Here is a 19127-nt window from a genome sequence, read left to right on the forward strand (position 1 = left end):
AGCGCATGACGACCACGGCGCAGCAGTTCCTCGACGCGGTGCTCGATCCCGGGACTTTCCTCTCGTGGGATCGGGCACCGCTCGTCGTCGCGGCGGACGAGCAGTACCTCGCCGACCTCGAGCGCGCACGAACCCGGAGCGGAGTGGACGAGGCGGTCTTGACGGGTGCGGGCACCGTCGGCGGGCGGCGCGTCGCCGTGGTGGTGTGCGAGTTCGCGTTCCTCGCCGGATCCATCGGTGTGGCCGCGGCGGAGCGCATCACCCTGGCCGTGGAACGGGCCACGGCGGAGGGGCTTCCGCTGATCGCGTCCCCCACTTCCGGCGGCACGCGCATGCAGGAGGGCACCGCGGCGTTCGTGCAGATGGTGAAGATCGCCGCGGCGGTGACCCTGCACAAGGACGTCGGCCTGCCCTACCTCGTCCATCTCCGGCACCCCACGACGGGCGGCGTGTTCGCGTCGTGGGGATCGCTCGGCCACGTCACGTTCGCCGAACCCGGTGCCCTCATCGGGTTCCTCGGACCGCGGGTCTACCAGGCCCTCTACGGCCAGGAGTTCCCCGAGGGCGTGCAGACGGCCGAGAACCTGTTCCGCTGCGGCGTGATCGACGCGGTCGTCCCTCTCGCCGATGTCCGCGGCGTCCTCGAACGGGCCCTGGTGGTTCTGCAGGACGACCCGGAGGCGACCCCCGAGAACGCGCAACCGTCCGACGAGGGTGCGGACACCTCCGTGTCGGCGTGGCACTCGGTCCTGCTGAGTCGCCGCGACGACCGCCCCGGTGTGCGAGAGCTGCTGGCGGCGAACGTCTCTCATCACATCCCGCTGAGCGGGACGGGGCGCGGCGACTTCGACTCCACCGTGACCCTGTCCCTCACCCGGTTCCGCGGACGATCGTGCGTCCTGTTCGGGCAGGATCGCACCGGGCAGACCCCGGAGAACACCATGGGTCCGGGCGCTCTCCGGGAAGCGTTGCGCGGCATGCGCCTCGCGGAGCAACTGGGCCTGCCGCTGGTCCTGGTGATCGACACGCTCGGCGCATCGCTGTCACGCGAGGCCGAAGAGCACGGGTTGGCTCCCGGAATCGCGCGCTGCATCTCGACGCTGATCACCCTGCGCACTCCCACCGTGTCGGTACTGCTGGGGCAGGGCACCGGCGGCGGCGCGCTCGCACTGCTTCCCGCCGACCGCGTCGTGGCCGCGCAGCACGCGTGGCTGGCGCCGCTCCCGCCGGAAGGGGCGAGTGCCATCGTGCACCGCGACACCGCGCACGCGCCCGCGATGGCCGAGGCGCAGGGCATCCGGCCCGTCGACCTCCGGGCGGCCCGGATCGTCGACACCATCGTGCCCGAGGACCCGGATGCCGCCGACGAACCGCACCGGTTCATGGGTCGCCTCGGGACTGCGATCGCCCGCGAACTCGACACCGTCACCGCCCTCGACCCGGGCGTCCGACAGTCTGAGCGACTGCGTCGGTTCAGGATGCTGGGGCAGTAGCCTTCGCGCGGTGCCGCCGGACCGCGTCGCGGTTGGAACAGGCCGTGCCGCAGTACCGTTGGCGACCGGTACGGGAGAAGTCGGCGTAGACACGGTCGCAGTCGTCCGCCGAACACCGACCGAGACGGTGCATGCCGCGGCCCACCAGATGCAGCGCGGTACCGACGCTCACCAGCGCGCGCACGACGTCCGCGAGCGGCAGATCCGGATCCCGGTAGTGCAGGTGCCAGCCGTCGTCGGCGTGGTTCGTCAACCTCGGGTATGCCGAGGTCTGCGCGAGCAACGCGTTCAGTGCGAGCGCCCGTTGCTCGTGCGTCGGCGCATCGACCACGCCGAGCCACTCCTCGAAGAACACCTCCGCCCGAGCCAGATCGGTGTGCATGGCCACCGTGTCGTCGGACATGCCCGCTTCGAGGCACCGACTCTCGAACTCGACCGCATCGGTCGGGGGCGAGTTCACGATGTCGACGGCCAGCCGGACCGCATATTCTCCGTAAGGGTTGAGGTGCACAAGACCATTACAGCAGACTCGTCGTCATGAGCACCGTGGAATGTCTGCATCGATGGACGGTCGAGTCCCGCCACCGCACCAGCGAGGGCACCGTCGTCTATCACCGGTGCCACTGCGGACGGCACCGCGTCACCCGGGAGACCCCGGTCCAGGAAGCGGTCGGGATCAGCTCCCCGACGTACCGGCCATGACGGGAACCATCACCGCCACGGTGACCGCGGTGTAGACGTCCTGCACCGCCTTGCGCACGGCATCGCTCGCCCACTCCCCCTGCGCGATGTCCTTGGCACGGTTCTTCACCGCGCGCTTGTCCGCATCGGGAAAGACCTTGTGCGTCGCGTCGATCGCCGACAGCAACGCCACCACCGCGGACGTCCGCGCATCGGGATCGAGACCGTCGATCAGGACGGAGTGCAGCGTCTCGCGGACCCGGTCCTCGTGCGACGAATCGAGCGTCGGCCACGTGGTGGTGGGGAACAGCCCCAGGACCTTGCCCTTCTCTTCGCCGACGAACCCCCGCTCGACGACGCGGGCGACCACCTGCTCGCGAATGTCCTTGTGCAACTTCTCGACGGCCGACTTCGGCGTCATCGGACGTTTGGCCGTCTCGATCGCCTCCACGGCCCGCTCGAGTATCGGATCCGACACAGTTCGAGCGCCGGACACCGCGAGCCGGCCCTTCTTCGTCGTCTCGTTGTCGCCGGCCACCGACACGGTGCCGTCCATCGCGAGCTCGAGGATCACCGCGCCGGCGAGCACCCGCGGCAGCTTGGTGCTGTCGACGACGGGCTTGCCCGTTCCGTCGTCCAGCAGAAGAAGCAGCAGATCCTCGGCAATCAGGGTCATGTCTCGACCTTACGGAAGTGCGGCCGAGATTACAGTCGGCTCATGACCGAATCGGGCGCCTACCGCCAGGCCTACGACACCGCTGCCGCCGACCCCGACGCCTTTTGGCTCGAGGCGGCGCGGGCGATCGACTGGGACGTCGCGCCGACCATCGCCCTGGACTCGTCGAACGCACCCTTCCACCGCTGGTTCCCGGACGGTCGACTGAACACGTGCGTCAACGCGCTCGACCGCCACGTCGCGGCCGGTGCCGGCGATCGGACCGCGCTGATCCACGATTCCGCCATGACGGGCGCTCGCGTGTCGTTCACCTACTCCGAACTCCTCGACCGGGTGTCCCGCTTCGCGGGGGCGCTCGCCGCTCGCGGCGTCGGTGCGGGTGATCGCGTCGTGCTCTACATGCCGATGATCCCGGAGGCCGTCGTCGCGATGCTCGCCTGTGCGCGCCTCGGTGCGGTCCACTCGGTGGTGTTCGGCGGGTTCGCCGCTAAGGAACTGGCCGCGCGCATCGACGACGCGGATCCCGTCGCGATCGTGACCGCCACGGGTGGTCTCGAACCCGGACGCACCGTCGACTACGTGACACCCGTCGCCGCGGCCCTCGCCATGTCGACGTCGTCCCCGCGTGCGGTCTTCCTCACGCGCCGACCGGAGATCGACATCGAGGCACCGGGCGACTGGCTGGACTTCCACCGGGAACTCGACGCCGCGACCCCCGCGGATCCCGTGTCGGTCGCGGCGACCGATCCGCTCTACATCCTCTACACGTCGGGCACCACCGGGAAGCCGAAGGGCGTCGTCCGGGACAACGGCGGACACGCCGTCGCGCTGCGCTGGTCGATGACCAACATCTACGACGTCGGACCCGGCCAGGTCATGTGGACCGCCTCGGACGTGGGCTGGGTGGTCGGCCACAGCTACATCGTCTACGGCCCGTTGCTGGCCGGAGCGACGACGGTGCTGTACGAGGGCAAGCCCGTCGGCACCCCCGACGCGGGCGCGTTCTGGCGAGTGATCGAGGAGTACGGGGTGCGTGCGCTGTTCACGGCGCCCACGGCACTGCGCGCCGTACGCAAGGTCGATCCGGAGGCCGCGCTGCTGCGCGATCACGACGTGTCGTCCCTGGAAACCCTGTTCGTCGCCGGCGAGCGCCTGGATCCGGACACCTTCGCGTGGGCGTCCCGCATCCTGGACCGACCGGTGGTCGACCACTGGTGGCAGACCGAGACGGGGTGGGCTATCTGCGCGAATCTCCGCGGGCTGGAACCGATGCCGCTGAAGTCGGGCTCACCGACGGTGCCGGTGCCCGGGTTCCACGTCGGCATCGTCGACGGTTCGGGGGCCGAGGTACCCGCCGGCACCGAGGGCAACATCGTGCTCGAACTTCCCCTGCCGCCCGGCACACTCGCCGGACTCTGGCAGGACGACGACCGGTTCCTGTCGTCGTATCTCGCCGCGTTCGACGGGTACTACCTCACCGGCGATTCGGGCTACGTCGACGAGGACGGCTACGTCTACGTCCTGGGGCGCACCGACGACGTCATCAACGTCGCGGGGCACCGATTGTCCACGGGCAGTATCGAAGCCGTCGTCGGCGCCCACCCGGCCGTCGCCGAGTGCGCCGTGATCGGCATCCACGACGAGACGAAGGGTCAACGCCCCAGCGCCTACGTCGTGCTCAAGACCGGCGTGGACATCGACGACGACACCCTGCGCTCCGAACTCGTCGCGGCCGTTCGCGAGGACATCGGCGCCGTTGCCACGTTCCGTGACGTGACCGTCGTACAGGCGTTGCCCAAGACACGCTCGGGCAAGATCCTGCGCAAGACGATGCGCCAGATGGTCGACGGCGAAGAGGTGGTGGTGCCGTCGACCATCGAGGACGCGTCCGTGCTCGACGCCCTGGCGGCCCTCTTCAGGCCCTGAACGGACCGCACAGTCAAGACTTGAGCGCGCCGAAGCGTCGGAGCGCTTCCTCCCGCTCGTGCTTGTGGTCGACGATCGGCTCGGGATAGTCCTCCGGCCGTCCGTTCTTCAGAGCGTGCACGGCTCTACCCTCGACACCGCGGAGCTCGGGAACCCAGCGACGCACGTAGTCGCCGTTCGGGTCGAACTTCTCGCCCTGCGTCGTGGGGTTGAACACCCGGAAGTACGGCGACGCATCGGTTCCCGTGCCCGCGGTCCACTGCCACCCGTGCTGGTTGCTGGCGATGTCGCCGTCCATCAGGTGCTGCAGGAAGAAGCGTGCACCCCGCCACCACGGCAGGTGCAGGTCCTTCACCAGGAAGGATGCGACGATCATCCGCACCCTGTTGTGCATCCAGTTCTCCGAGACCAGTTGGCGCATGCCCGCGTCGACGATGGGGAAGCCCGTCGTGCCGTCGCACCACGCCTGGAAGAGCTCGTCCGCGTGCGGCCCGGAGTCGAGCTCGATCTTGTCGAACCTCTTGTCGTAGTTCTCCCGAGCGCTGTCCGGTCGGCGAAAGAGGATGTCGGCGTAGAAGTCTCGGAAGCACAACTCGCGTCGGTACGCCTCCGAGCCGTCGTTCTTCAGTGAGGCCAGATCGGCCAGCATGGTGCGCGGATGGATGGTCCCGTACTTCAGGTGCACCGACATCCGGCTGGTGCTGTCCTTGTCCGGACGGTTGCGCTCGTCGTCGTACCCGGTCGCACGGTCGTCGCGGAAGTCCGCCCACGAGGACAGCGCCGCCTGCTCGCCGGCCTCGACGTCCGCACGGGTCTTCTCCGTCGGAATGGTCACTCGCTTGCGGCCGCCCGACACGTCGTCCGGATCGATCCACGACGCCGACGACGCGGAGGTGTCGGCGGGGCCGCGCCAGCCGTGGTCCTGCCAGCGGCGGTAGAACGGCGTGAAGACCTTGAAACCCTCGCCGTCGTCCTTGACGATGCGGCCGGGCGACACCGCGTACGGCGACCCCGTCCGCACCAGGTCGACCTTCTCGGCGACGGCGTCGTCGCGGCGTCGACCGTACGGACCGTAGTCCTCGCTCACGTGCACGGCGCCCGCTCCCACGGCCTTCGCCACGGCCGGAACCGCGGCCACCGGATCGCCCTTCACCACCATCAGGCGGCCGCCGAGCTGATCGTCCAGCGCTGTCAACGACCGGAACAGCACGTCGCGGCGCGCGGCACCCGACGGGCCGAGGAGGTGATCGTCGAGCACGAACAGCGCCAGCACGTCCCGGCCGTCCTCGGCGGCGTGGGCCAGTGCCGGGTGGTCACCGAGGCGCAGGTCGCGGCGGAACCACAGGACGGAGGGTGCAGAAGAGCTCATGACAGACGTTCGTACCCGTTCCGCGCCCCGGCCGAACGTCAGGGTCCGGTGTAGGCCGGCTCGGCCGGAAGCACCTGCGTCTGGATCTGCGCGTCCACCAGGCCGGCGATGGCGGTGGGCGCGGTACGCAGCGGGCCCAGCGGATCGGTTCCGGGCGGGGTGAGCTGGAGACAACTCTGCGTGCCCACCCTCGACTCGACGGCCGGGCCGTCGTTGTCCAACGCGTCGGCCAGCATCGCGATCGCCGTGGCGTCCGACGGAAGCAGGACGTGGGAGACGTACTTCAGGGGGCAGACGTCCTGGATCACCAGGTTCGACGCCCCGGCCATCGCGCCGGCGGCCGGGGCCGGTCGCACCAGCTCGTCGAACGCCGTCGAGATCGTGGTGGCCGACGTGCCCGCCGGGAACGGCGTCGACGTCAGTGCGGCCATGAAGTCGGAACCCTCCGAGAACTGCCAGATGGGCGCCGCACAGCCGCCCAGCGCCGCGCACACCGCATCGGTGTCCTGCGGAGCACCCACCGGAGCGAGCCCGACCACGTCGTCCACCACCGCGGCGACCTCGGGATCGGACTTCACCGCCCACGCCGCGAGAGTTCCGCCCTGGCTGTGGCCGACCAGATCGACCGGGGCACCGCGGGTGTTCGCGGTGCGCAGCACGGCGTCCACGACGAAGCGGGTGCTGATCTGCACGTCGACCGTCGCGCGCCGAGGTAGTTCCACCGTGCAGAACGGTCGACCGGTCTGCGTGAGCCACGGTTCGAGCACCGCGCCGAAGTCCTCGACACTGTTCGTCCAGGTGCCGTGCACCAACACCACAGGGTCCTCCGCCGCACCCGCGACGTCGCCGCTGCACGCGTAGGTGGAGCCGACGGCCGGGTCGGCGGGCGCTGCGACCGCGGTGACGGCGCTGACCACCACCGTCGCCGCCACCGCGGTCAGGACCAACCCGACCCGAACCGGTAGCGCGAACAACGACCCTGCATTCCACCCTGACGATCCTGATCCCGACGACCCCATGCCGCATCACCCCCGACGGGGAAGCTACCGCCCGCCGGAGGTGGTGCCGCACGGAAAACGGACATTCGGCACGCCTCGAGTGAATGTCACCAGCGCGCCGCGTGCATCACAGGACGAACAACATCTCCTGGTAGGTCGGCAGCGGCCACAGGTCGTCGGCGACGATGTCCTCGAGCTGATCGGCCGCCGCCCGCACCTCCGCCATGGCCGGAAGGAGTGCGTCCCTGGCGTGGGTGGCCTCGCCGAGCGCGTCGTGCCCGGTGTCGGCGTCCAGCGCGCCCTTCAGCGTCGCCAGCCCGGCCCGCAGAGCCGCGAGCGGCACGGACACGGTGTCCAGCGGTGCCCTGTCGATCTCCACGCCCACCGCCTGCAGCGCGGCCAGGTTCTGGGCGACCTCCGTCTGGTACCGCACTGCCGCCGGCAGCACGATGGTGGTGCCCATCTCGAGCGTCAACCGAGCCTCCACACCGATGGTGAGTGCGTACTGCTCGAGCCCGATCTCGTAGCGGCTGTGCATCTCTCGCGAGTTGAACACGTCGTACTTCGAGAAGAGGGCCAGTGCCTCGTCGGTGATGAGCTCCGGCAATGCGTCCAGCGTCGTGCGCAGGTTGGCGAGACCCCGCGCCTCCGCCTCGATGGGCCAGTTCTCCGAGTACCCGTCACCGTTGAAGACGACAGCGCCGTGGTCGGTGATGATCTGCGTCAACAGGTTCTGAACCGCGGTGTCGAAGTCGACCCCGTCCGCGACCGCCGTCTCGAGCTCGGTGGCCATGTGGTCGAGCGACTCGGCCATGATCGTGTTGATGACGACCATCGGCTCGTTCACCGTCTGCATCGACCCCGGGGCGCGGAACTCGAATCGGTTGCCGGTGAACGCGAACGGGCTCGTACGGTTGCGGTCGCCCGGATCGGTGGGCAGCACGGGTAGCGTGTCCGCCCCGATCATCATGGTGCCCTTGCCCTTCGAGGACGTCGCCGCACCCTTGGCGATCTGGTCGAAGACGTCGGCGAGCTGGTCACCCAGGAAGATCGAGATGATGGCCGGCGGAGCCTCGTTCGCGCCGAGTCGGTGATCGTTGGTGGCCGACGCCACCGATGCGCGCAGCAGCCCGGCGTACTTGTGCACCGCGCGGATCACCGCAGCACAGAAGACGAGGAACTGTGCGTTGTCGTGCGGGGTGTCCCCCGGGACCAGGAGGCTGCCGAGCTCGGAGTTGCCCAACGAGAAGTTGACGTGCTTACCCGACCCGTTGACGCCCTCGAACGGCTTCTCGTGGAACAGGATCTCCATGCCGTGCTTCTTGGCGATGGTCTTGAACGTCGTCATGAGCAATTGCTGGTGATCCGCGGCGATGTTGCCGCGCTCGAACATCGGCGCTATCTCGAACTGTCCGGGCGCCACCTCGTTGTGCCGGGTCTTGGCCGGGATGCCGAGCTTGAACAGTTCGCGCTCGGTGTCCATCATGAAGCCCAGGACGCGTTCGGGAATCGCGCCGAAATAGTGGTCGTCGAACTCCTGGCCCTTGGGCGGCTTCGCACCGAACAGGGTGCGCCCCGCGTTGAGCAGATCCGGACGCGCCAGGAAGAAGTGCCGGTCGACGAGGAAGTACTCCTGCTCCGGTCCGCAGAAGGACACGACGTGCTCGGGGTCCTCGTGTCCGAAGAGCGTCAGGATGCGCTCGGCGTGCCGGCCCATCGCCTGCTGGGAGCGCAGCAGACCCGTCTTGTGGTCCAGTGCCTCACCGGTCATCGACACGAACACCGTCGGGATGCACAGCGTGTTGCCGTTCGGATTCTCGAGGACGTACGCCGGGCTGGTGACGTCCCACCCCGTGTAACCACGCGCCTCGAAGGTGTTGCGCAGACCGCCGTTCGGGAAACTCGAAGCGTCGGGTTCACCCTGGATCAGCGTCTTGCCGGCGAACTCCGCCAACGCGGAACCGTCCGACACCGGCTCGAGGAAACTGTCATGCTTCTCCGCTGTCAAACCCGTCAGCGGGTAGAACACGTGCGCGTAGTGCGTCGCACCCTTCTCGATGGCCCAGTCCTTCATCGCGGACGCCACCGCGTCGGCCACCATCGGATCGAGCGGCGCACCGTGCTCGATCGTCTTCATCACCGACTTGTAGACCGATTTCGGCAGGCGCTTCTGCATCACCACACGGTTGAACACGTTCTCGCCGAAGACCTGACCCGGAGTCTCCGTGTCGGTGTAGCTGACGGCGGGAGGCTGGTACGCCTCGACCGCTCGCAGAGCCTGGAGACGGACCGTGTTCGCGCTCATCGTGATACCCCTTGCATGCTCGACCCCGACCGCGCTGGATGCACCGACGGCTTCGAGAGACGATAGAGACGCTCTGTTCCGGGAAGATTGCGCAGACGTGACCACCGCGATCGTTCCCGGCCCGGCCGGTTGTGTGCAGTGATCCGCGGTGAGCGCGGATCACTGCACACAGGTCGACTCCCGCGGCGCGGGGCGTATCCGCACACCACGGGCGTTCCGGCACAATCGACGGATGACCGCTCCGGACCAGCCCACCGTCCTCGTGGTGGACGACGACGTCGACGTGCTGGCCTCGATCGAGCGCGGACTGCGGCTGTCCGGGTTCACCGTGCTCACCGCTCGCGACGGCGCCGCCGCTCTCGACCTCGTCGGTGCGCAGGATCCGGACGTCGTGGTGCTGGACATGAACATGCCCGTCCTCGACGGCAACGGCGTGGTCACCGCATTGCGCGCCCGCGGCAACGACGTCCCGGTGTGCGTCCTGAGCGCGCGCAGTTCCGTCGACGACCGCATCGCGGGCCTCGAGTCCGGCGCCGACGACTACCTGACCAAGCCGTTCGTCCTCGCCGAACTGGTGGCACGCATCAACGCGATGCTGCGCCGCCGCGGCACCATCGGTACCAGCGTCCCGGCCACTGCCGCCGTGGTGGTCGGACCGCTGAGCCTCGACGAGCCGGGCCACCGCGCCACCATCGACGGGCGGCCCCTCGACCTCACCAAGCGCGAGTTCGAACTCCTCGCCGTCCTCGCGCACAACGCCGGAGTGGTGCTCAGCCGGGAGCGGCTCCTGGAACTGGTGTGGGGGTACGACTTCGTGGCCGACACCAACGTCGTCGACGTCTTCGTCGGGTACCTGCGCCGGAAGATGGAGAGCGGTGGGGTGCCACGGATCCTGCACACCGTCCGCGGCGTCGGCTTCGTCCTGCGCACGGCTTCATGACGACCGGCCTCCGGCCCTCCCGGGTCTTCTCGCTGCGCGCCCGCGTGGCCGCCGCCACCGCCCTGGGCGCCCTCATCATCGTCTCGCTCGTCGGTTGGTACGTCGCAGCGGCCATCTCCCGCAACAACATCCTGCAGCTCGACCGTCGGCTCGAGACCGCGTCCGAGGTGGTGGTGCCGCGTGCGCAGACGTTCGAGATGTTCCTCGGGAGCCTGAGCAGGTCCGAGGCCTTCGCCATCACGATCAGGCAGACCGATCAGGTGCGGGCAAGTACGCAGCCGCAGCTCCCCGCGATGCCGCTCGGTTCGGCGACCGCCGACGTCGACGGCACCCCGTTCCGCGTCTACACCGCCGCGGTGCCGGACCGGACGGACGTCACCGTGTCCATCGCGGTGCCGTTGTCGGAGGCGCAGGACATCACGGACGACCAGCAGCGGCAGGTACTGCAGGCCGGCGCTCTGGCGGTCGGCGCGTCGACGGCACTCGGCTGGATCCTCGGCGGACGGGCAGTGCGCCCGTTGATGAGGCTCACGCACGACGTCGCGAAGGACCCGCCGACACCACCCCGCAAGTCGACGGGTGTGCGGGAGGCGGACGCCCTCGCGGCCGCCGTCGGCGACATGCTGCAGCGAGTGTCGGACGCCCAGGCGCGCACCGAGAGCGCCCTCGAGACGGCTCGCGACTTCGCCGCCGTGTCGGCGCACGAGCTGCGGACGCCGCTGACCGCCATGCGTACCGACATCGAGGTGCTGCGCACGCTCGATCTCTCGGCCGAGCAGCGGCAGGAGATTCTCGACGACCTCCAGCGCACGCAGGGCCGGGTGGAATCGACTCTCGCCGCGCTGGAACGGCTGGCCACCGGAGAGCTGACCACCGACGCGGACCGGGTGAGCGTGGACGTCGTGGAGATCGCCGACCTCGTCGCACGGGACGCCGCGCGGACGTTGCCGGAGACGCGGGTGCGGGTGGAGGCCGACGGGCCGGTGTCCGCCCTGGGCCATCCCACGGGACTACGGTTGGCGCTCGACAACGCCGTGCTCAATGCCGTGCGTCACGGCGGCGCGACGACCGTGGTGATCAGCGTGGCGCGCACGGCGGAGGGTGCGCGAATCAGCGTGGACGACAACGGGTCCGGCGTCCCGGAGGACGAGCGGGAACGTGTCTTCGGACGCTTCGAGCGCGGATCACGAGCCGCGGCGGGCGGATCCGGACTCGGGCTCGCACTGGTCGCCCAGCAGGCTCACCTGCACGGTGGAACTGTGCATCTGGAGGCGAGCCCGCTGGGCGGTGCGAGGTTGGTGCTCGACGTGGCGTGAGCCCGTCGAATCTGCGGAGCAGAGATCAGGCGTTCAGCAGATCGATGACGAAGACGAGGGTCTTGCCGGACAGCCGATGTCCGGCGCCTGCGGGGCCGTAGGCGAGCTCCGGCGGGATGGTGAGCTGACGGCGTCCGCCGACCTTCATGCCGGGAATGCCGTCCTGCCAGCCCTGGATGAGGCCGCGCAGCGGGAAGGTGATGGACTCGCCGCGGTTCCAGGACGAGTCGAACTCCTCGCCACTCTCGAACTCGACGCCCACGTAGTGGACCTCGACGGTGCCGCCGGGAACGGCTTCCGCGCCGTCACCGACCGTGATGTCCTGGACCACGAGGTCGGTAGGAGGGGGGCCGGCCTGGAACTCGATCTCGGGCTTGGTCACGATGAACTCCTGTAGTCGACTGATACCGAACGACGATGTCCTGTACCGATCGACTGTAACGTGACTGCGCTCAGCCTATCGGGGACGGCATGGCGACGGTGCGGTAGGCGCAGGTCAGAGTCCGATCGGTCGCCGGGTCGCGCAGCTCGACCTTCCACGCGCTCGCGAACTGGTCCACCCCCGGAACCATCGACACCGTGCCGGACATCAGCACCGTGCCCGCCCGGAAGAGCCCCCGCTCGGTGAGGACGTCGAGCCAGTGATCGGGCGAGAGCAGATCGCCCAGAGTGCCGTCCTGGATCAGGGTCTCGTCGTCTCCGACCCACGCGCGCAGCGTGATGTCGTCGAGGCGGTCGGCCACCTCCGCGAGCCGCCAGGCCCCGGTGCCGAGCACGTCGGGTGAGGCGTTCTTGCTCCACGCGACGCTGTGCACCTCGAGATCGCGATCGGTGTGGTCGCACGCGACGGTCAGCAGCACGTCGTCGCGGGTGGGACCCGTGATCACCAGTGCCCACTCCGCCTCGCCCGAGGTGTGTCCGTGCTGGACGTGCACCTCGGAGGTCTGCTGTGCCAGGTAGGGCGAGATGGGGTACATCGCCGGAATGGTGGTCGGTGCGGGAACGCCGAGCTCGGCCAGTTCGGCGATGTGGGACGCGACCTCGGCCTGGTCACGGCCCGCGTACCCGGCGTTCAGGAGTGTGGTCACGGTGACCGACTCGGTGGAACCGTCGGGAAGTTCGAAGGTCAGTGTCGTCATCATTTCTCCTGTTACTTCTCTGTTTCGGAAGCGCTCGAGGGGTTGCGCATACGTCTTGTATACAGCAAGTATATGAACCACGACACCCGAAAGGACATCCCATGGACGGCACGACACCCGACGGCCGAGGGGCGGTGCGTCCCGACCGGACTGCGCTGACCAAGGCTTTCGCTGCCAGCCTGACCGGTACGGCACTGGAGTGGTACGACTTCGCCGTCTACTCCGCGTCGGCCGCACTGATCTTCCCCATCATCTTCTTCCCGGAGAGCGACCCGTTGACGGGAACGCTGCTCGCGTTCTCGACCTACGCCGTGGGGTACGTCGCGCGACCGATCGGCGGGTTCGTCTTCGGCCGCCTCGGCGACGTCATCGGACGCAAACAGCTGCTCGTCATCACGTTGTTGCTCATCGGCGTCACGACGTTCCTCATCGGACTGCTGCCGGGCTACGCGACCATCGGCGTCGCGGCGCCGATCATCCTGGTGGCGTTGCGGTTCGCGCAGGGCGTCGCCGTCGGCGGCGAGTGGGGCGGTGCCGTCCTGCTCTCGAGTGAGTACGGCAATCCGCGCAAGCGTGGATTCTGGTCGTCCGCGGCGCAGATCGGCCCGCCCGCCGGCAACCTGATGGCCAACGGCGCTCTCGCGGCCCTCACCTTCGCCCTCACCGAGGAGCAGTTCGAGTCGTGGGGCTGGCGCGTGGCATTCCTGCTGTCGGCCGTTCTGGTCGGCTTCGGACTGTGGATCCGCCTGAAGCTCGAGGACACCCCGGTGTTCAAGGCGCTGCAGGAGAGCGGCGACCGACCCGCGGCACCGATCACCGAGGTGTTCCGCGAGCAGCGCCGCCCCCTGGTCGCCGCGATCCTCTCGCGCATCGCGCCCGACGTCATCTACGCCCTCTTCACCGTCTTCTCCATCACCTACGGCGTGCAGAAGCTCGGCTTCGTGCGCAGCGAGGTGCTCACGGCCATCCTCATCGGCTCGGCGTTCCAGCTGGCCACCATCCCGCTGGCGGGCGCACTGTCCGACATCGTGAACCGGCGACTGCTCTACGCCGTCGCCGCCGTGGGCGGCGTCGTGTGGGTGGCCGTCTTCTTCATCCTCATCGGCGGCAGCTCGTTCGGCATGCTCGTCCTGGGCGTCGTCGTCGGACTGACGTTCCACTCGTTCATGTACGGGCCGCAGGCCGCGTTCGTGACGGAGCAGTTCTCGCTGCGCCTGCGCTCCACCGGTGCCTCGCTGGCGTACACGATCGCCGGCGTCTTCGGCGGCGCGATCGCTCCGCTCATGTTCACGTTCCTGCTCGACCGCACCGACAGCTGGGTGCCCGTCTTCGTCTACATCATGGCGATGGGTGTGCTCACCGTCCTCGGCCTGGCACTCGGCCGTGGTCCCGATCCCGCGGAGGAGGAGAGCTACGTCGCGCAGAACCTCGGCGCCGAGCAGCTCTCGGCGCGGGAGAGCTAGCCGCGCAGCAGGATTCGCATGGTGACGTCCAGGTGTGCATAGATCTGCGCGGACGCCGCGGCCAGATCCCCCGAGGCCAACGCGTCGACGATCGCGCGATGCTCGGTGCACACCTGGCGCTTGCGGTCGGGAGCGCCGAACAGCGCGGACAACCCGGCACGCAACTGCCGAGCCCGCAGCCCGGCGTACGTCCGGGACAGCAACTCGCTGCCTGCGGAGTCGATCAGTTCCTGGTGGAACGTACCGTCGAGGTCGATGAAGGTTCGGGCGTGATCCTCGGCGGCACCGGCGGCCAGAGCCTCCTGCGACTCCAGAGTGGCCGTCATCGCCGCGATGGGTACGTTCCCGGCGTCGATCGCCTTCTCCGCGGCGTGCCGTTCGAGCACGCCGCGCAGGTCCATCAGTTCACCGATCTGGCGCCCGGACATCGGCGGCACGTACGCGCCCCGGCCGCGCACCATCTCGATGAGACCCTCGGACACCAACAGCAGCAACGCTTCTCGGACCGGGGTGCGCGACACCCCGATCTGCGACGCCAGCTCGCCCTCGTTCAGGAACGTGCCCGTGAACGCCGGTTCGGACAGCACGCGGTCGCGGAGATAGACATAGGCACGCTCGCGACCGGACTGTTCTTGCATACTGTGTGTATACCAGTCACGACCCTCGACACCCCGCACGCCGACGTCAGGAGCACCGCATGAGAATCAGCCTCGCCCAGATCACCGCGTCCCGCGATCCGAACGAGAACCTCGACCTGGTGCGCTCGTCCGTCCGTGACGCTGTGGACGCGGGCGCCCGGCTGTGCGTCCTTCCCGAGGCAACGATGCGCCGATTCGGCGGATCGATCGCCGACGTCGCCGAGCCGCTCGACGGCCCCTGGGCCACCGCGGTGCGCGAGATCGCCGACGACGCGGGCATCACCGTCGCGGCCGGCATGTTCACCCCGGCCGTCGGCGGTGACGAGCGGGTGCGCAACACCCTGCTGATCACCGGCGGGGGCGTCGAGGCGTCGTACGACAAGATCCACCTGTTCGACGCGTTCGGTTTCGCCGAGTCCGACACCGTCGCACCGGGAACCGAGCCGGTGGTCGTCGACATCGACGGCGTGGGTGTCGGCTTCGCGACGTGCTACGACATTCGCTTCCCCGGCCTCTTCCAGACCCTCGCGGACCGCGGCGCCCTGCTCACCGTCGTCGCCGCGTCGTGGGGCCGCGGCCCCGGCAAGGTGGATCAGTGGACACTGCTCGCCCGCGCCCGCGCACTGGACTCCACGACGTTCCTCGCGGCCTGCGGGCAGGCGGACCCCGCCGAGTCGGGTATCGAGATCTCGGGCTCGGCACCCGTGGGCGTCGGCAACTCGATGGTGGTGTCCCCCACCGGCCACGTGCTCGACCAGCTCGGCGCGGCGCCCGGTCTGCTCACGCTCGACATCGACCCGAACGAGATCGACGCGGTGCGCCAGAACCTGCCGGTGTTGGCCAACCGGAAGTTCTGACGCACCGCGTCGGGGGTGTCGCGAGGGGCGGGGCCGATCAGCGGCCGTCGATGCCCTCGTAGCCGCGCTCGGTGTAGCCCGTGTAGATCTGACGGGGGCGGCCGATCTTGGCGTTCGGGTCCTGGTGCATCTCCTGCCAGTGCGCGATCCACCCGGGCAGGCGGCCGAGGGCGAACAGCACCGTGAACATGCGCTCGGGGAAGCCCATGGCGCGGTAGATGAGACCCGTGTAGAAGTCGACGTTCGGGTACAGCTTGCGCTCGACGAAGTAGTCGTCGGACAGGGCGACCTCTTCGAGCTTCATCGCGATGTCGAGCAGCTCGTCGTTGGTGCCGAGCTTCTCGAGAATCGAGTGCGCCGTCTTGCGCACGATGGCCGCGCGCGGGTCGTAGTTCTTGTAGACACGGTGTCCGAAGCCCATGAGCTTGACACCGTCCTCCTTGTTCTTGACCCGCTTCAGGAAGTCGGCGCTGTCGCCGCCCTCACTCTGGATGCGGTAGAGCATCTCGAGGACGGCCTGGTTGGCGCCGCCGTGCAGCGGACCCCACAGTGCGTTGATGCCGCCGGAGATGGACGTGAAGAGGTTGGCGTCGGACGAGCCGACCAGGCGCACCGTCGACGTCGAGCAGTTCTGCTCGTGGTCGGCGTGCAGGATGAGCAGCATGTCGAGCGCCTTGACCATCTCGGGATCGGCCTCGTAGGGCTCGGCCGGGAAACCGAAGGTCATGCGCAGGAAGTTCTCGACGTAGCTCTTCGAGTTGTCCGGGTACAGGAACGGCTGGCCCACCGACTTCTTGTACGCGTACGCGGCGATGGTCGGCAGCTTGGCCAGCAGACGGATCGTCGAGAGCTCGACCTGCTCGGGATCGTTCGGGTCGAGCGAGTCCTGGTAGTACGCGGACAGCGCGTTGACCGCGGACGAGACGACGGGCATCGGGTGGGCGTTGCGCGGGAAGCCGTCGAAGAAGCGCTTGAGGTCCTCGTGCAGCAGGGTGTGCCGACGGATGCGGTCGGTGAAGTTCTCCAACTCGACGGTGGTGGGCAGCTCCCCGTAGATCAGCAGGTAGCTGACCTCGAGGAACGACGACTTCTCGGCGAGCTGGTCGATCGGGTATCCGCGGTAGCGCAGGATGCCCTCGGCACCGTCGATGTACGTGATGGCGGACTTGGTGGAGGCCGTGTTGACGAACCCACCGTCCAGCGTCGTGTACCCGGTGTTCGCGAGCAGTTTGCCCAGCTCGATACCGTCGTTGCCTTCGGTCGCTCTCGCAATGGTCATCTCGTGTTCGCCGCCGGGATAGATCAGCTTGGCGGTGGCGGCGTTGTCGGCATTCTCAGCGGGCACGAAGGGTCCCTCTCGAGCTCGGTGTAACGGAACTTGTGGTGTCTCGATAAAACTAGTCGTCGCCGACCTCGTCCGCCCAGGGAGGGTCCGCCCCCGGTCGTGACACGGTGATGGCGGCTGCCTTCGCGGCGAACGTGAGAGCCGCCGTCCAGGCGTGTGAATCGAGTCGCAGAAGGTCCGCCGACGAGCGCACGCCGTGCTCCGTCAGGTGGTGGAGCATCGCTCCGTGGACGGTGTCGCCCGCACCGATGGTGTCCGCGACCTGCACCGACACACCGGGAACGACTGTCTCGCCGGCCGTGGTGACCACCGACAGTCCGTCCCCGCCGCGCGTGACGACGACGGCCGTCACGCCCGCGTCCAACCAGTCTCGGACGGTGGTGCCCTGCGGCCCCTCCCCCAGCCATCCCGCGTCCTCGACCGACACCTTGAGGATGTCGATCGACGGAAACCAGGTACGGAACCGGGCGCGGTAACCGTCGCCGTCCGTCATCGCGGCCGGGCGGATGTTCGGATCGAGCATCGTCAGGACCCCGGCGTCGTGCACCCTCGCGAGCAGCGCCGCGTACACGCTCGCGCCCGGCTCGTAGAGCAGCGACAGCGTGCCGAACGACGCCGCGGTCACCGACTCGGGGATGGTCGCGGGCGCCTCGACGAGTCGGTCCGCGGTGCCGTCGGCATAGAACGAGTACTCGGCGGCGCCGTGCGCGTCGAGCACGGTCAGGGCGAGCGTGGTCAGCTCCGGCCCACGCTGCAGCAGGTCGAGTCCCACCTTCGACGCCTCCAGCCACGCCACCAGGTCGCGGCCGAACGGGTCGCGGGAGATGCGGGAGAGGAACTGCACGTCCGCACCGAGGCGGCCGAGCGCGACGGCGACGTTGAACGGGCCGCCGCCCAGCTTCGGCGTCAACGCGGGACCACCGCCCTGGCGATCCGGCACCAGATCGACCAGCGCCTCGCCGCACACGAGGATCGTCACGAGGCGCTCCCGTCGTCCACCCGGATGCCCCAGCTCCCGGTCCAGGTCTCCCCCGGCTCCAGCACGATCAGCCCCACCCCTGAGTTCAGCGCGTCCGGTGGGCACGTCATCGGTTCGATCGCCAGGGCGCGGCCGCGGTCCGGGTAGGCCTGATCGTGCGCCGGATCCGCCGTGAACACCTGCACCCACGGGAAATTCGCGTCGGTCCACAGCACGGTGGCCGCGCTGTCCGGCGGCGTCAGGTACTGCCGCGCGATGCCGTCCGCGTCCGGGACGAGGGCACTGAACGGGGTGTCGAGCCAGACTCCGGCGAGGCTCCGCGCCGCAGCGAAGTCGAGGTCCGTGTCCTGCACGGGCACGGGGCCGCCGCTGGGCAGGTTGCGCTCGACGTCGAGCGGGAGACGCACACCCGCCGAGAGTCGGAGCGTGCACTCGTCCAGGGGCGCATCGCCTGCGCGGACGAACGAGTGGACGCCCATGCCGAACGGCGCTGTGCGATCCCCGACGTTCGTGGCCGTGTGGGTGACGGTCAATCCGTCGTCGCCGAGGCTGTGCCGAGCTGTCAGCCGCATCGCGAACGGCCATCCCTGCTCGCCACCGATGTCGATGGTGTGGGTGATCGACGAGTCGGACCGCTCCGCGACGTCCCATTCCCGTCGACGGACGAGTCCGTGACTCGCGTTGTTCCGGGCCGGTTCGGTGATCTCGAGCTGATGTGTCTCACCGTCGAACGTGAACCGGCCGTCGCGCGTGCGGTTGGGCCACGGTGCGAGAACAAGCCCCGCCGACAACGGGGGTTTGAGGGCGACCCGATCCCGACCGGCCTCCGGCCTGCCCGCGTCCCACGTCTCGGTGAGCCGCCGGCCGGCATGCTCGAGGGCTCGCAGTCCCGCACCGGTGGCGGCGACGTCGGCTCTGTACGCACCGTGGCGCAGCGAATGGGACAGGGCGGATGGCGCGTCGTCGACCATGGCAGCACGCTACCGCCCTGATGTGACGCGC

The 19127-nt window shown here is 68.9% G+C and carries 17 protein-coding genes; 6 read left to right on the top strand and 11 right to left on the bottom strand.

Going from position 1 to position 19127, the window contains the following annotated elements; all coding sequences use genetic code 11:
* The first annotated feature begins 5 nt into the window (after nucleotides 1–5).
* A complete protein-coding gene (locus tag QE397_RS14265) occupies nucleotides 6–1493 on the top strand; it encodes a carboxyl transferase domain-containing protein (RefSeq protein WP_307095447.1) in 1488 nt (495 codons plus the stop codon).
* Here QE397_RS14265 and QE397_RS14270 read toward each other — a convergent pair.
* A complete protein-coding gene (locus tag QE397_RS14270; protein ID WP_027504199.1) occupies nucleotides 1474–2004 on the bottom strand; it encodes a CGNR zinc finger domain-containing protein in 531 nt (176 codons plus the stop codon). The two genes, QE397_RS14265 and QE397_RS14270, sit on opposite strands and share 20 nt — an antisense overlap.
* A 165-nt stretch (nucleotides 2005–2169) precedes the next feature.
* Complete coding sequence (locus QE397_RS14275; protein ID WP_222640862.1) at nucleotides 2170–2850, bottom strand: GPP34 family phosphoprotein; 681 nt, start codon at nucleotides 2848–2850, stop codon at nucleotides 2170–2172.
* 42 nt (nucleotides 2851–2892) lie between these two features.
* Here QE397_RS14275 and QE397_RS14280 point away from each other — a divergent pair, with 42 nt between their 5' ends.
* A complete protein-coding gene (locus QE397_RS14280) occupies nucleotides 2893–4776 on the top strand; it encodes a propionyl-CoA synthetase (RefSeq protein WP_307095451.1) in 1884 nt (627 codons plus the stop codon).
* Between the two features lie 13 nt (nucleotides 4777–4789).
* Here QE397_RS14280 and QE397_RS14285 read toward each other — a convergent pair whose 3' ends face one another.
* The 3 genes from QE397_RS14285 to QE397_RS14295 all read right to left on the bottom strand — a co-directional run bounded on the left by QE397_RS14285 (nucleotide 4790) and on the right by QE397_RS14295 (nucleotide 9448).
* Entirely contained in the window at nucleotides 4790–6145 is a 1356-nt protein-coding gene (locus QE397_RS14285; protein WP_307095453.1) for a deoxyribodipyrimidine photo-lyase, read from the bottom strand.
* A gap of 38 nt (nucleotides 6146–6183) precedes the next feature.
* The gene (locus QE397_RS14290; RefSeq protein WP_307095454.1) at nucleotides 6184–7119 is read right to left on the bottom strand and encodes a triacylglycerol lipase; all 936 of its coding nucleotides are present in this window, start codon (nucleotides 7117–7119) and stop codon (nucleotides 6184–6186) included.
* A gap of 151 nt (nucleotides 7120–7270) precedes the next feature.
* Nucleotides 7271–9448: a glutamine synthetase III gene (locus tag QE397_RS14295; protein WP_027504203.1), complete on the bottom strand. Its 2178-nt coding sequence runs from the start codon at nucleotides 9446–9448 to the stop codon at nucleotides 7271–7273.
* A 232-nt stretch (nucleotides 9449–9680) separates the two neighbouring features.
* On the opposite strand from QE397_RS14295, the gene QE397_RS14300 reads away from it, so the two are divergent.
* Nucleotides 9681–10388 carry a response regulator transcription factor gene (locus QE397_RS14300; RefSeq protein ID WP_027504204.1) on the top strand — a complete coding sequence of 236 codons (708 nt, stop codon included), beginning with the start codon at nucleotides 9681–9683 and terminating at the stop codon, nucleotides 10386–10388.
* Nucleotides 10385–11704, top strand: coding sequence for a sensor histidine kinase KdpD (locus tag QE397_RS14305; protein WP_197027712.1), 1320 nt, complete (start codon nucleotides 10385–10387; stop codon nucleotides 11702–11704). Before QE397_RS14300 ends, QE397_RS14305 begins: the two co-directional genes overlap by 4 nt.
* Nucleotides 11705–11729: 25 nt before the next feature.
* On the opposite strand, the gene QE397_RS14310 is transcribed toward QE397_RS14305, so the two are convergent.
* Together QE397_RS14310 and QE397_RS14315 are read right to left on the bottom strand one after the other, a co-directional pair.
* A complete protein-coding gene (locus QE397_RS14310) occupies nucleotides 11730–12086 on the bottom strand; it encodes an FKBP-type peptidyl-prolyl cis-trans isomerase (RefSeq protein WP_027504206.1) in 357 nt (118 codons plus the stop codon).
* A gap of 70 nt (nucleotides 12087–12156) precedes the next feature.
* Nucleotides 12157–12843: a DUF2848 domain-containing protein gene (locus QE397_RS14315; protein WP_027504207.1), complete on the bottom strand. Its 687-nt coding sequence runs from the start codon at nucleotides 12841–12843 to the stop codon at nucleotides 12157–12159.
* Nucleotides 12844–12944: 101 nt separating this feature from the next.
* On the opposite strand from QE397_RS14315, the gene QE397_RS14320 reads away from it, so the two are divergent.
* A complete protein-coding gene (locus QE397_RS14320; RefSeq protein WP_027504208.1) occupies nucleotides 12945–14306 on the top strand; it encodes an MFS transporter in 1362 nt (453 codons plus the stop codon).
* On the opposite strand, the gene QE397_RS14325 is transcribed toward QE397_RS14320, so the two are convergent.
* On the bottom strand, nucleotides 14303–14944 hold the full coding sequence (locus QE397_RS14325; RefSeq protein ID WP_307095457.1) for a GntR family transcriptional regulator: 642 nt from the start codon (nucleotides 14942–14944) through the stop codon (nucleotides 14303–14305). The genes QE397_RS14320 and QE397_RS14325 overlap by 4 nt on opposite strands.
* A 59-nt stretch (nucleotides 14945–15003) precedes the next feature.
* Between QE397_RS14325 and QE397_RS14330 the strand changes: the two genes are divergently transcribed.
* Entirely contained in the window at nucleotides 15004–15801 is a 798-nt protein-coding gene (locus QE397_RS14330) for a carbon-nitrogen hydrolase family protein (RefSeq protein WP_027504210.1), read from the top strand.
* 37 nt (nucleotides 15802–15838) lie between these two features.
* On the opposite strand, the gene QE397_RS14335 is transcribed toward QE397_RS14330, so the two are convergent.
* Genes QE397_RS14335 through QE397_RS14345 form a run of 3 tightly spaced genes read right to left on the bottom strand, consistent with a single transcriptional unit; the run spans nucleotide 15839 to nucleotide 19096 of the window.
* Complete coding sequence (locus tag QE397_RS14335) at nucleotides 15839–17146, bottom strand: citrate synthase (RefSeq protein WP_037183979.1); 1308 nt, start codon at nucleotides 17144–17146, stop codon at nucleotides 15839–15841.
* A gap of 52 nt (nucleotides 17147–17198) precedes the next feature.
* Nucleotides 17199–18125: a carbohydrate kinase gene (locus QE397_RS14340; RefSeq protein WP_307095459.1), complete on the bottom strand. Its 927-nt coding sequence runs from the start codon at nucleotides 18123–18125 to the stop codon at nucleotides 17199–17201.
* On the bottom strand, nucleotides 18122–19096 hold the full coding sequence (locus QE397_RS14345) for an aldose 1-epimerase family protein (protein ID WP_307095461.1): 975 nt from the start codon (nucleotides 19094–19096) through the stop codon (nucleotides 18122–18124). The genes QE397_RS14340 and QE397_RS14345 overlap by 4 nt, the downstream gene beginning before the upstream one ends.
* Between the last annotated feature and the right edge of the window lie 31 nt (nucleotides 19097–19127).

The sequence above is a fragment of the Rhodococcus sp. SORGH_AS_0301 genome (genome assembly GCF_030818285.1).
Classification (GTDB): Bacteria; Actinomycetota; Actinomycetes; order Mycobacteriales; family Mycobacteriaceae; genus Rhodococcoides.